Source organism: Collinsella sp. AM09-41 (assembly GCF_003473245.1).
Taxonomy (GTDB): Bacteria; Actinomycetota; Coriobacteriia; order Coriobacteriales; family Coriobacteriaceae; genus Collinsella.
In genome coordinates, this window is sequence record NZ_QRMJ01000006.1 from 126028 (window position 1) to 137875 (window position 11848).

The window sequence follows — 11848 nt, forward strand, 5'->3', positions numbered from 1 at the left end:
TTTTGGAAAGACTGCCTGCATATGATTAGCCTGAACGGTTGACCACGAACAGCCGTTCGTTTATTATCGATGCAGGTTGTTAAGAGGAGGGCTATTCATGGCCAAGAATTCAGGTCCCGTACGTACCGTTCATGCTCGCACGACGGGTAAAGAGCGCGATGAGATGATCGCCACCACCAAGGCCGAGATCGAGAAGAAGTTCGGTCAAGGCTCCATCATGAGGTATGGTGACGGCGGCCCCGAGCTTGAGGTTGAGGCCATCCCCACGGGCGCTCTGGCACTCGATGCCGCTCTGGGTATCGGCGGTGTGCCGCGTGGCCGTATCGTCGAGATTTACGGTCCTGAGTCCTCCGGTAAGACGACGCTTTCGCTCGAGATCCTGGCCGAAGCCCAGGCAATGGGTGGCGTGGTGGCATTTATCGATGCCGAGCACGCGCTCGATCCCACGTATGCCGCGCGCATTGGCGTGGATATCGACGAGGTACTGATTTCCCAGCCTGATACGGGTGAGCAGGCGCTCGAGATTGTTGACATGCTCGTGCGTTCCGGCGCCATCGATGCCATCGTCGTCGACTCCGTCGCCGCGCTGACCCCGCGTGCCGAGATCGAGGGAGAGATCGGCGATACCACGGTCGGATTGCAAGCTCGTCTGATGAGTCAGGCGCTCCGCAAGCTCGCCGGCTCGCTGTCCAAGTCCAACACGACATGCATCTTCATTAACCAGCTGCGAGAGAAGATCGGCGTCATGTTCGGCAACCCCGAGACCACGACGGGCGGCCGCGCCCTTAAGTTCTTCTCTTCGGTGCGTATCGACATTCGCCGCATCGACAGCATTAAGCTTAAGGATGAGGTTATCGGTAACCGCGTGCGCGCCAAGGTCGTTAAGAACAAGGTGGCAGCTCCGTTCCGTTCTGCTGAGTTCGACATCATGTACGGTACGGGCATCTCTAAGGAGGGCTCGATTCTGGACATGGCTGTCGAGTGCGGCATTTGCAAGAAGATGGGCTCCTGGTTTGCCTATGGCGAGGACAAGCTCGGCAACGGTCGCGAGGCCGCCAAGGCGTTCCTGCGCGAACACCCCGATTGCGCCGACGAGATTGAGCATAAGGTCCGCCTTGCCTGCGGGCTTGAGTTTGACGACGATGCTCCGTCCGAGGTCGAGCTGACCGATCAGCCTGCGCCTGAGGAGTTTGACGAGCTTTACGCCATCGATGGTTCCGCCATGCTCGATGATGACGACGAGTAGCGGTTACGCTCATGTCGTATACTGTGACCGAGGCCACGGTCGTCTTTCCCGATAAGAAGGCGGCCTCCTCGCTCTCGAGCGGGTATGCGTCCAAAAAGCCTTGCGCACATATCGATTGTGAGCTTGAGGGCGGTTTTGAGCGGTCCATTTGGATTCCCGTGCGGGTCGCGCGCTTGTATGTCAAAAATCGCCCCGATCTTCCCTGTGATTGGGATAACTTTCGTGAAGCGGTGCAGCTCATCGAGCGTAAATGTGCACTTACCATGGTGACCGAGATGCTATCGCGCCGCGACCATGCGACGGGTGAGGTCCGTGACAAGTTGGCACGCTACGGCTTTCGCCAGCCCGCGATCGATTTCGCCGTCGAGCGCGCCACCGAGTATCGCTTTTTAGACGAGAACCGCTTTTGCTCGTACTTTATCGAGGAACGCAAGCGGCGCGGTTGGGGACAGCGTAAAATCGAGACCGAGCTCAAGCGCCGTCATGTCGTGCTCGATGACATTCCCGGTTATCCCGAGGATTATTTTGCCGTCGAAGACGATTTGGCGCGTGCGTCAGCCCTGCTCGCCAAGCGGCGTGTTCCAGAGACGCGCGGATTCGAAAAACTGGTTCGGTTTTTGATGGGCAAGGGCTTCTCGTATCACATCGCCGCCGATGCCGTTAAGGCACGTCTTAATGCCGAGCGCGAGGAATGTGCGGTTTAGGCGTATGCGTTTTGTGGCCCTGCCGTTCACCGCGTTTTAGCCGCCGTGCTGGGGGCATTTATTTGACAGTTGTTGTGGTTCAACGTACGATAAACACTGTCATTTGCTTTGTGATATGTGCTCATCTGTGATGAGTTTGTTTATATGTTTATCTGTATCCGACCCGCATAAGCTGCGCCCATATTACTCAAATGTCGCGAGCCGTTCGTAAGGACGGTTCGCTTTGTTGTGTAACGAATCCATAAAAAGGAGTGAGCATGCCTATCATCGCAGCGCTCGTTGGCATCGTTTTGGGTGCCATCGCCGCCATTGCCTACATGCGCACCGCCAAGCAGGGTAGTCTTCACGAGGCCGACGAAAAAATCCAGTCGGCACACGCACAGGCTGAGTCCCTGATCGGTGATGCTAAGCGTCAGGCCGAGACCCTCAAAAAAGAGGCTCTGCTCGAGGCTAAAGAGGAGATCATCAAGAACAAGCAGGCCGCTGAGGCCGAGGACAAGCAGCGTAAGAACGAGATTCGTACGCTCGAGAACCGCGTGATGCAGCGCGAGGAATCTCTCGATCGCCGCAACGACGCTCTCGACAAGCGCGAGCATCAACTGTCCAGCCAGGCCGGTCAGGTCGAGAAGCGCTCCCGTGAGCTCGAGGAGCTCTGCGCAAAGCAGACCTCCGAGCTCGAGCGTATCGCCGACCTTACCCGCGAGGACGCGCACAAGGAGCTCCTTGATAAGGTTCGCGGCGAGGTCACCCACGAGGCCGCCACGATCATTCGCGAGTCCGAGCAGCAGGTTCGCGCCGAGTGCCACAAGACCGCCCAGGAGATTCTGTCTCTGGCGATTCAGCGCTGCGCTGCCGATCACACTGCCGAGGTCACCGTTACCTCCGTGCACATTCCCTCTGATGACCTCAAAGGCCGTATCATCGGTCGCGAGGGTCGCAACATCCGGACCTTCGAGCAGGTTTCCGGCGTCAACCTCGTGATCGACGACACGCCCGAGACCGTCGTTCTTTCGAGCTTCGACCCGGTCCGTCGTGAGACCGCCCGCGTCGCCCTCGAGAACCTCATCGCCGACGGCCGCATTCACCCTGCCCGTATCGAGGAGATGTATCACAAGGCCGCCGACCTGGTTCAGCAGCGCGTGCGCGAGGCTGGCGAGCAGGCTGCCTTCGATACCGGCATCCACGATCTGCACCCCGAGATCGTCAAGACCCTTGGTGCCCTGCGCTACCGTACCTCGTTTGGTCAGAACGTGCTTCAGCATTCCCTCGAGGTCTCTGATCTGTGCGGCGTGATGGCTTCCGAGCTTGGCCTGGACGTTGTGACCGCCAAGCGCGCCGGCCTGCTTCATGACCTGGGCAAGGCAATCGACCACGACGTCGAGGGCCCGCATGCCGTCATCGGCGCCGAGCTGGCCCGCCGTTATGGCGAGAAGCCCGTTATCGTCCACGCTATCGAGGCTCACCATGCCGATGTCGACCCCAACACGGTGCTCGATGTCCTGGTGCAGGCCGCCGATGCTGTCTCTGCCTCTCGCCCCGGTGCCCGTCGCGAGTCTGCCGAGAACTACATCAAGCGTCTTGAGAAGCTCGAGGAGATCGCCAACTCCCATGACGGCGTCGAGCGCACCTATGCCATGCAGGCTGGTCGCGAGGTCCACGTCATGGTTCAGCCGGACAAGATCTCCGATGCCCAGTCCACGGTCCTGGCTCACGATATCGCCCATCAGATCGAGGAAGAGATGGAGTATCCCGGTCAGGTGCGCGTCGTCGTGATTCGCGAGAGCCGCGCTGTCGATATCGCTAAATAACATGAGCGACGCGAACGAGCTCATCTCATTTATCGCGTCGATGTCGGGGGAGGGCAACCTTCGCGTCGAGGAGAACCTTGGCGAGGGGTATGTCCGCCTCCGCGTTTCGGAGGCCGAGCGGCGCCAGGCAAAGCACGACATTCAGCATGTCGAGGATATCGTCATCGAAATGCTCCGTAATGCTCGCGATGCCGGCGCCGACAAGGTCTATCTCGCCACGACCAAGGAAGACGGCGTCCGCACGCTTGTCTTTCTGGATAACGGTTCGGGCGTTCCGCAGGATATGCAAGAGCGAATCTTTGATGCCCGCGTTACCTCCAAGCTCGAGAGCATGAAGATGGACCGTTGGGGCGTTCACGGTCGTGGCATGGCATTGTTTTCGATCAAGCAGAACACCGATGAGGCCCGTGTGGTCACGTCCGGTGTCGATCTTGGTTCAGCCTTTAAGGTGAGCGTCGCGGCCGACCGCCTCAGTGAGCGTGCCGATCAGTCCAGCTGGCCCCAGGCCGTCAAGGATGAGGACGGACGTTATGTCTGTGCTCGCGGTCCGCATAATATTATTCGCGCTGCATGTGAGTTTGCGCTCGAGGAGTTGCGTGGTTGCGATGTCTATCTTGGTTCTCCGTCTGAGATTGCCGCGACCCTTTATGCTCAGGCGTCAAGCCGGCTTGATACGTCTCGTCTCCTGTTCATTGATGACGAGAGCGAGCTTCCGGTTGTCGATCGTTTAGGCCTTGCTTCTGATGCCGAGGACTTTATCCGTATCTGTTCGGGTTTGGGTCTTGAGATGTCCGAGCGCACGGCCCATCGCATTTTGGCGGGGCAGATTAAGCCCGTTCGCGGTGTGGCCGCGCGTCTGCTGCGCGAGCGTGATTCGTCCTCGCATGCGCCGGCTCCTGTCGATCTCGCGAAGGATCGTCGCGGGCTACGTATTGCCAAGGATGACATTGCACAGTTTTCGCGTGCTGTGGAGCGCGACTTTAATGACCTTGCTGCCCGGTACTATCTCAACCTTTGCGGCGACCCAAAGATTCGTGTTTCGCGTGATCGAATCACCGTGACCTTTGATCTTGCCAAAGAGGAATAGTGCCTTTACCGAGTCCACTCGGTACGATACAGTTATTGCAGTTAAAACGTACTTTTAAATGCAGGAGTTTCTTCATGGATTGCCTGAAGGTATCAAGCAAATCATCGCCCGCGTCCGTTGCCGGCGCCATCGCCGGCATGGTCAAGGATGGTGTACCCGTCAACATCCAGTGTGTCGGCGCCGGTGCCGTCAACCAGGCCATTAAGGCCGTTGCTATCGCGCGCGGTTTTTTGATTCCAACCGGTTTTGATATTTCCTGCGCGCCCGTGTTCTCCGACATCCTCATTAACGGGGAGTCGCGCACGGCCATCCGCCTTTCTATCTACGTTCACCAGATCAATCGAGCTGCTATGGATAACGTCGTCATGGATGATGTTAAGCCTGTGGCATAGCTTCTGATTGCCTCGTTTTGCTCCCCATCGTTAGGACTTATGCACATGGACCAGCGTTCCGTACGCGATATTCTTGCCGGTAAAACCTACTTTATCCGCACCTTTGGCTGCCAGATGAATCAGCACGATTCCGAGCGCGTGAGCGGTCTGCTTGATTCGTATGGCTGCCTCATGGCGCTCGATCCCGCGCATGCCGATATCGTTGTCTTCATGACGTGCTGCGTGCGCGAGGCCGCCGATACTCGCCTGTACGGTCAGTGCAATTCCTGCAAAAGCCTGCCGCCTTCGCCTTCGGGCAAGCGCGTGGTTGCCGTTGGTGGCTGCATCGCGCAGCGCGATGGCGAGGGCCTGCTCACCAACGTCGATAACGTCAATGTCATCTTTGGCACGCATTCCATCGCGCATGTGGCCGAGCTCATTGCCGAGGCGTTCCTTGATGGCAAGCGTCATATCCGTACCAATGAGCATGAGGATACGGATGCAATGAGCATGCCGTGGCATCGCGAGACTCAGTATCACGCCTGGGTGCCCATCATGACGGGCTGCAATAATTTCTGCACCTATTGCATCGTGCCGTACGTGCGTGGTCGCGAAAAGAGCCGCCCCTTCGAGGAGATTGTCGACGAGGTGACCGGTTTGGTACGCCAGGGTGTGCGTGAGATTACGCTGTTGGGCCAAAACGTTAACTCATATGGTCGCGATCTGTTTGGCAAGCCGCGTTTTGCCGATTTGCTGCGTGCCGTGGGCGATACGGGCGTGGAGCGCATCTTCTTTACGTCTTCGCATCCCAAGGATCTGCTGCCCGAGACCATCGACGCCATGGCCGAGACGCCTGCCGTTATGCCGCAGCTTCACCTGGCCGTCCAGTCAGGTTCGACGCGGATCCTCAAAGAGATGAATCGCCGTTATACACGCGAGGACTATCTGGGCCTGGTCGATCGCATTCGCAACCGCATGCCCGATATCGCGCTCTCGACCGACATTATCGTTGGCTTCCCGGGTGAGACTGAAGAAGACTTTGAGCAGACGCTCTCACTTGCCGAGACGGTCCGCTATGCTCAGGCCTATACCTTCATCTATTCCAAGCGCGCCGGTACCCCGGCCGCCGAGATTGACGATCCTACGCCGCATGAGGTTATTCTCGAGCGTTTCAACCGCCTGGTTAAGGTTATCGAGACCACGGCACACGAGTATAACCAGGGTGAGCTTCATACTGTGGTTCCGGCGCTCATTGAGGGAACGAGTAAAAAGAACGACGCGGTCCTGCTGGGCAAGAGTCCCAAGAATCAGACCGTGCATGCGCCTATCCCCGAGGGTTACAGCATCGATCAGCTTGTTGGTAAGATCGTTGATGTTGACGTTGACGTTGCCAAGACCTGGTATTTGTCCGGCTCCGTTGTGGGCGAGCCGCGCTAATGGTTTCTCCCGGGGCAGGTCTTTCCGCCGTTGCGATCGTCGGTCCGACGGCGGTTGGTAAGAGTGATGTTGCCGACCGTTTGGCAGCTCGTCTTTCGTCCGAAGTGCTGTCGTGCGATGCGATGCAAATCTATCGCGGCATGGACATCGGTACCGCAAAGATGGCGCCCGATGAGTGCACGGCGCCGCTGCGTCTCGTCGACATTGTAGAGCCGGGTGTGGCATATTCTGCTGCGCTTTATCAGGCCGACGCTCGCGCGCATGTTGAACGTCTCCTTGGTTCGGGTTGCCTGCCGGTTTTTTGCGGAGGTACGGGGCTGTATCTCAAGGCCGCCCTCGATGAGATGGACTTTCCCTCGGGTGAACTTGAGGACGATCGTCGTGCGGGCTATCAGGAGCTTGCCGAGCGTATTGGCGAGGAAGAACTGCATGCCTTGCTTGCCGAGCGCGATCCAGAATCGGCTGCTGTTATTCATCCCCATAACGTGCGCCGTGTGATTCGTGCGCTCGAGATGCATGATGATGGCGTCTCCTATGCGCAGCAAAAGTCGCAGTTTAGTGTTCCGCACGAGCATTATCATGCCCTTTGGTTTGGTCTGACGCGTAATCGCGAGGTGCTCTACGAGCGCATTAATCTGCGCGTCGATCTGATGTTTGAGCAGGGTCTTGTCGATGAGGTCCGCGGTCTTATGGGCCAGGGGCTGGGAGATGCCCTGACGTCGATGCAGGCAATTGGCTATAAAGAGATCATTGATGCTTTCAATGGCGTGATGAGCATGGATGAGGCTCGCGAACTCATTAAGATGCGTTCGCGTCGTTATGCCAAGCGTCAGCTTTCGTGGTTTAAGCGCGATGACCGTATCGTGTGGTTTGATATGGATGAATGTACGATCGATGAGGTCGTTGAGGATATCCTGCATCGTATTGAGGCTGCCTAATGCCCCGTTTCCCCCTTGTTCCCACGGCACCCGAGCCCGAGCGTGCCATTTTAGTTGGTGTTGAGTGGCGCGACAATGCATGGCCGCTCGATCGCTCGCTTGATGAGCTGGAGCGTCTTGCCCACACAGCTGGTGCCCAGTGCGTGGCACGCTTGTCGCAGCGTTTGGTAAAGCCGTATCCTAAATCGTTTATCGGTTCCGGTAAGGTTGAAGAGCTGTGCGGCCTGGTGCATCGCATGGATGCCGATGTCGTTATTTTTGACGACGACCTGACCCCCTCGCAGCAATCCTATTTGGAGAAAGCCGTGGGCGAGCCGGTAAAGATTATCGATCGTACTGCACTGATCCTGGATATCTTTGGCCTGCATGCTCAGACGCGTGAGGGACGCCTGCAGGTACAGCTGGCACAGCTTCAATATTTGTTGCCTCGCCTGCGTGGCATGTGGAGCCATCTCGCTAAGGAGCAGACGCGCGGCGGCATCGGCTCACGTTTTGGTCAGGGCGAAAGTCAGCTCGAGGTCGACCGTCGCCTCATTCGTAATAAGATCGCTGCGCTTCGTCGTGAGCTCAAGCAGGTTGAACAGCGTCGCGATGTTCAATCCAAGAGTCGCATTGAGTCCCCGGCGTTTCGCGTCGCGTTAGCCGGTTATACCAATGCCGGTAAATCGACGTTGCTCAATCGTCTGACCGGCTCTACGGTACTTTCGCAGGACAAGCTGTTTGCTACGCTCGACCCGACGACGCGTTCGTATCGTCTGCCCGGCGGTCGCGGCATGACGATTACCGATACCGTCGGCTTTATTCAAAAGCTGCCGCATGGTCTGGTCGATGCCTTTAAATCGACGCTGTCCGAGGTGTTGGGTGCCGATCTAATTCTCAAAGTCGTAGATGCGTCTGACGAGGATTATGAGCGGCAGCTGGAGGCTGTCGACCGCGTGCTTGATGAGATCGGCGCCGGAGAGCGTTTAACGCTTACGGTGTTCAATAAAATCGATCTTCTCGATAGCGTCGATCGATTGAGTTTCCGTCGTCGCTATCCGGAGGCCGTTCTATTCTCGGCCCAAACGGGCGAGGGGCTCGACGATCTCGTCGACCGGATTGCTCGCGAGGCAGCTGCCACCGATGTGTTGCTCTCCGCTGATATCCCGTATCGTGAGGGCGCTCTCATCACGCTGGTGCATGAGCAGGGAACCCTTCTGCATGAGGAATATCTCGAGGACGGCGTTCGCATTGTGGCGAAGTTGCCGGCTCGTATTGCACCGCGGCTCGAGCGTTATCGCACCGAGTAGACGAGCTCCAAAATGCCCAGAATGATGGGCTGATGCAGCAGATAAAAGGGGAGAGCGTGACGTCCAAGGCTGGCGAGCGCCGGCAGGGGGTTGGCGTAGGCCCAGCTAGGGACGGTCTTATCGATACTCTGCGCTATGTGTGCGGCGAAGTATCCTGCAAGATACATAAAGATAAACGGGATGATGGGGTAGTAATCACCTGAGACAAACCCAGGGCTCGGAAATCCCAGCCACGCCAGGTAGGGGACAGGATAGATCGTTTTGGGGATGCTCCAGGTGAGGGCGAACAACACAAGGCATAGGGGCATGCCCCATCTCGCCGTTATCTTCTTAAGGACGGGATCGGTCAACGCCACGATGCCGGTGCATGCGGCCATGCAGTAGATGATGCCAAAATTAACCGAATCGTCGACTGAGACAAGTGTTGTTGCCAACCAGACAACGAGTGCTGCTAAGGCGTATTTGGCGGCACGTTTGATATTGTTGCGCGAAAGAGTGCACATCCAACCCGCGATAAACAAAAATACCCAGCTGATGCTGGCGCGCCAGACGTCTTGAAAGACAGTCTGGGTAAACCAAGGCATATCCCAGCCGTACAGGTAGGCAAGATCATAGCAAGCGTGAAAACCTGCCATAGAAATCATCGTAAACCCGCGGACGGTATCAAAGATGGTGATGCGTTTTTGCATTACGAGAACCGGCGCATCAAGCCGACGACTTTGCCCAGGATAACGGGATTCGTTGCATAGATAGGCTCCATAGTGTCGTTCTCGGGCTGCAAGCGCACACGTCCCTGCTCCTTGTAGAACGTCTTGACGGTCGCCGAACCATCAATCATGGCCACGACAATTTCGCCGTTCATGGCACTCTTTTGTTCACGGACGATGATGTAATCGCCATTGAAGATGCCGACATTGATCATTGAGCTCCCATGCACCTCAAGGATAAAGGAACCCTGATCAGTGGCGATTTCGGTCGGGATAGTAAACGTGTCTTCGATATTCTGCTCGGCCAGAATGGGGATCCCAGCCGCGACGCGACCAACGAGCGGTAGCGAGACCGTTCCGCGAGGTGCGGTGGGCTCGTCAGATTTAGGAATTGAGACAGAGGAACCGTCCTCGTTAAAGAGTTCCAGGGCACGCGGCTTGGTGGCATCGCGCTTGAGCAGCCCGCGCACCTCCAGGGCAGAGAGATGGGCGTGCACGGTGCTTGGGGAGGAAAGGCCCACGGCAGAAGCCATCTCGCGCACGCTGGGCGGATAACCCTTCTCCTGCTGATATTCCTTGATGAAGTCGTAAATTTGCTGCTGACGCTTGGTAATTTTGCGAGCCATCAGGGCATCCTCTCTACCCATGTCAAACAAATGTTCGAATTTTGCTTGACAGGAACAACTGTTCGAAGATAATAATAACCGAACATTCGTTCTCGCGCTAGACATTTTTGTCCGCGCGGCTTGATAAAACTGTTCTCAGCAAAACACGCGAGAGGAGAACATGATGAACGCAACGAATATGGTCCAGGGAAACCTCGCCCTTAAGCTCGAGACGCCTGCAGAACCCACTTTTACGGTTGTTCAGGGTGGCCGCTCCGGCATTCAACCTTTGACCGTAAAGCCTGCTCGCAATCAGCAGGCTGTAGTCGCGCCGGCCCGCGTTGCCCTGAAGGTTCCGACGATTGTCGCCGTCGCCGTTGCGCTTACGCTCTTCTTTGTCCTCGCTACTTCGGTCTTTAGCGCTCGTCACGCCGCGTATGCCGAGTCCGTTTCCAACATTACTTACGAGACCATTCGCGTTCAGACTGGCGATTCTCTTTGGTCGCTTGCCGAGGAATATCCAATCGAAGGCCTTTCCACGCAAGAGACTTCCGACATGATCCGTAACGTCAATCATCTGGAGCATGGTTCGCTCGCCGCCGGTGCGCATCTTAAGGTTCCTGCTCGTTCGTAATCATTATCGCGCTGCGCATGGTACCCTTGTTATCGTTTAAGAGGAGGTACCATGCGCTGTCCCAAATGCGGCAAGGCACATACCCGCGTCGTTGATTCCCGTATGCAGGAGTCAAATAACACCATTAAGCGCCGTCGCGAATGTTGCTCGTGTAACTACCGCTTTACAACGTTCGAGCGATGCGAAGACCCAATCGAGGTCATTAAGTCAGACGGAACTAAGCAGCGGTTTGATCGCAATAAGCTGCTCGTCGGCTTGATGCGAGCCACCATCAAGCGCGATATCGACACTAAGAAGCTCAATGAGATTATCGACGACATCGAGGTCGAGTTGCGCTCTCGCACGCTGACGGCCGTCACGTCCCATGAGTTGGGTGACATGGTGCTCAAGCGCTTGGCCAAGATTGACAAGGTGGCGTACATCCGCTTTGCCTCGGTCTACCGCGATTTCAAAGACGTCGATGAGTTTCTGCAAGAGCTCGACAAGCTAAGGTGATTCCATGTCCAACATTACCGTCAACATAAAGCGCCTCGATCCCACCGTCGAGCTTCCCAAATACGCCCATCCCACTGATGCCGGCTTGGATTTGCGCTCCAACGAGGACTGCGTCCTGAAGCCCTTCGAACGCCGTCTGGTCTCTACGGGGCTGGCCATCGCCCTGCCCGACGGCTACGCCGGCTTCGTCCAGCCCCGCAGCGGCTTGGCCATCAAGCAGGGCCTGTCTATAGTCAACACGCCGGGCCTCATTGACGCCCACTACCGAGGAGAACTCAAGGTTATCCTTATCAACCTGGATCCCACCAACGACATCCAAATCAACAAAGGCGACCGCATCGCCCAGCTCGTCATCCAAGAAGTCCCCACGGTCAACCTCGTAGAAGTAGACGAACTAGACGAAACCGATCGAGGCAAAGGAGGCTTCGGCTCCAGCGGCGTCGCTTAAACTCAATCGTCCGCTCACCAGTGGGAGGTGTTCCTATAGTTTTGTCAACTGGGAAATGCTCTCCGTGCGACCGAATCGC

General features: G+C 56.9%; 13 protein-coding genes. 11 read left to right on the top strand and 2 right to left on the bottom strand.

Features of this window, described 5'->3' with window-relative positions; genetic code table 11:
- Positions 1-97: 97 nt before the first annotated feature.
- From recA to hflX, 8 genes are all read left to right on the top strand, one after another.
- Positions 98-1246 (top strand): recombinase RecA, encoded by a 1149-nt coding sequence (gene recA, locus DW112_RS08065; RefSeq protein WP_022094695.1) that lies wholly within the window; start codon positions 98-100, stop codon positions 1244-1246.
- Positions 1247-1257: 11 nt separating this feature from the next.
- A complete protein-coding gene (locus DW112_RS08070) occupies positions 1258-1950 on the top strand; it encodes a regulatory protein RecX (protein WP_118328717.1) in 693 nt (230 codons plus the stop codon).
- A gap of 257 nt (positions 1951-2207) precedes the next feature.
- Positions 2208-3758 (top strand): ribonuclease Y, encoded by a 1551-nt coding sequence (rny, locus tag DW112_RS08075; RefSeq protein WP_089573375.1) that lies wholly within the window; start codon positions 2208-2210, stop codon positions 3756-3758.
- Position 3759: 1 nt separating this feature from the next.
- On the top strand, positions 3760-4845 hold the full coding sequence (locus DW112_RS08080; protein ID WP_117806327.1) for an ATP-binding protein: 1086 nt from the start codon (positions 3760-3762) through the stop codon (positions 4843-4845).
- 74 nt (positions 4846-4919) lie between these two features.
- Positions 4920-5237: a stage V sporulation protein S gene (locus DW112_RS08085; protein ID WP_006235982.1), complete on the top strand. Its 318-nt coding sequence runs from the start codon at positions 4920-4922 to the stop codon at positions 5235-5237.
- Positions 5238-5282: 45 nt separating this feature from the next.
- A complete protein-coding gene (miaB, locus tag DW112_RS08090; protein WP_022094691.1) occupies positions 5283-6653 on the top strand; it encodes a tRNA (N6-isopentenyl adenosine(37)-C2)-methylthiotransferase MiaB in 1371 nt (456 codons plus the stop codon).
- Entirely contained in the window at positions 6653-7591 is a 939-nt protein-coding gene (gene miaA / locus DW112_RS08095; protein ID WP_118328718.1) for a tRNA (adenosine(37)-N6)-dimethylallyltransferase MiaA, read from the top strand. Before miaB ends, miaA begins: the two co-directional genes overlap by 1 nt.
- Positions 7591-8880: a GTPase HflX gene (hflX, locus tag DW112_RS08100; RefSeq protein WP_117766609.1), complete on the top strand. Its 1290-nt coding sequence runs from the start codon at positions 7591-7593 to the stop codon at positions 8878-8880. The genes miaA and hflX overlap by 1 nt, the downstream gene beginning before the upstream one ends.
- Here hflX and DW112_RS08105 read toward each other — a convergent pair.
- Together DW112_RS08105 and lexA are read right to left on the bottom strand one after the other, a co-directional pair.
- On the bottom strand, positions 8865-9569 hold the full coding sequence (locus DW112_RS08105; protein ID WP_117854742.1) for a heparan-alpha-glucosaminide N-acetyltransferase: 705 nt from the start codon (positions 9567-9569) through the stop codon (positions 8865-8867). The two genes, hflX and DW112_RS08105, sit on opposite strands and share 16 nt — an antisense overlap.
- On the bottom strand, positions 9569-10213 hold the full coding sequence (gene lexA / locus DW112_RS08110) for a transcriptional repressor LexA (RefSeq protein ID WP_118328719.1): 645 nt from the start codon (positions 10211-10213) through the stop codon (positions 9569-9571). Before lexA ends, DW112_RS08105 begins: the two co-directional genes overlap by 1 nt.
- 163 nt (positions 10214-10376) lie before the next feature.
- On the opposite strand from lexA, the gene DW112_RS08115 reads away from it, so the two are divergent.
- From DW112_RS08115 to dut, 3 genes are read left to right on the top strand one after another with little or no spacing between them, the layout of a single operon-like run.
- Positions 10377-10826, top strand: a complete 450-nt coding sequence (locus DW112_RS08115; RefSeq protein WP_158549288.1) for a LysM peptidoglycan-binding domain-containing protein — start codon at positions 10377-10379, stop codon at positions 10824-10826.
- Between the two features lie 51 nt (positions 10827-10877).
- Positions 10878-11321: a transcriptional regulator NrdR gene (gene nrdR, locus DW112_RS08120; RefSeq protein ID WP_022093781.1), complete on the top strand. Its 444-nt coding sequence runs from the start codon at positions 10878-10880 to the stop codon at positions 11319-11321.
- 4 nt (positions 11322-11325) lie between these two features.
- Positions 11326-11769, top strand: a complete 444-nt coding sequence (gene dut / locus DW112_RS08125; protein ID WP_117854743.1) for a dUTP diphosphatase — start codon at positions 11326-11328, stop codon at positions 11767-11769.
- Positions 11770-11848: the final 79 nt, after the last annotated feature.

Bases quoted from the DNA above. Each gene is read 5' to 3' on its own strand.
- DW112_RS08105 (WP_117854742.1), bottom strand. From the start codon at position 9,569: ATGCAAAAACGCATCACCATCTTTGATACCGTCCGCGGGTTTACGATG.
- miaA (WP_118328718.1), top strand. From the start codon at position 6,653: ATGGTTTCTCCCGGGGCAGGTCTTTCCGCCGTTGCGATCGTCGGTCCG.
- lexA (WP_118328719.1), bottom strand. From the start codon at position 10,213: ATGGCTCGCAAAATTACCAAGCGTCAGCAGCAAATTTACGACTTCATC.
- recA (WP_022094695.1), top strand. From the start codon at position 98: ATGGCCAAGAATTCAGGTCCCGTACGTACCGTTCATGCTCGCACGACG.
- DW112_RS08080 (WP_117806327.1), top strand. From the start codon at position 3,760: ATGAGCGACGCGAACGAGCTCATCTCATTTATCGCGTCGATGTCGGGG.
- rny (WP_089573375.1), top strand. From the start codon at position 2,208: ATGCCTATCATCGCAGCGCTCGTTGGCATCGTTTTGGGTGCCATCGCC.
- DW112_RS08070 (WP_118328717.1), top strand. From the start codon at position 1,258: ATGTCGTATACTGTGACCGAGGCCACGGTCGTCTTTCCCGATAAGAAG.
- nrdR (WP_022093781.1), top strand. From the start codon at position 10,878: ATGCGCTGTCCCAAATGCGGCAAGGCACATACCCGCGTCGTTGATTCC.
- miaB (WP_022094691.1), top strand. From the start codon at position 5,283: ATGGACCAGCGTTCCGTACGCGATATTCTTGCCGGTAAAACCTACTTT.
- DW112_RS08085 (WP_006235982.1), top strand. From the start codon at position 4,920: ATGGATTGCCTGAAGGTATCAAGCAAATCATCGCCCGCGTCCGTTGCC.
- DW112_RS08115 (WP_158549288.1), top strand. From the start codon at position 10,377: ATGAACGCAACGAATATGGTCCAGGGAAACCTCGCCCTTAAGCTCGAG.
- dut (WP_117854743.1), top strand. From the start codon at position 11,326: ATGTCCAACATTACCGTCAACATAAAGCGCCTCGATCCCACCGTCGAG.
- hflX (WP_117766609.1), top strand. From the start codon at position 7,591: ATGCCCCGTTTCCCCCTTGTTCCCACGGCACCCGAGCCCGAGCGTGCC.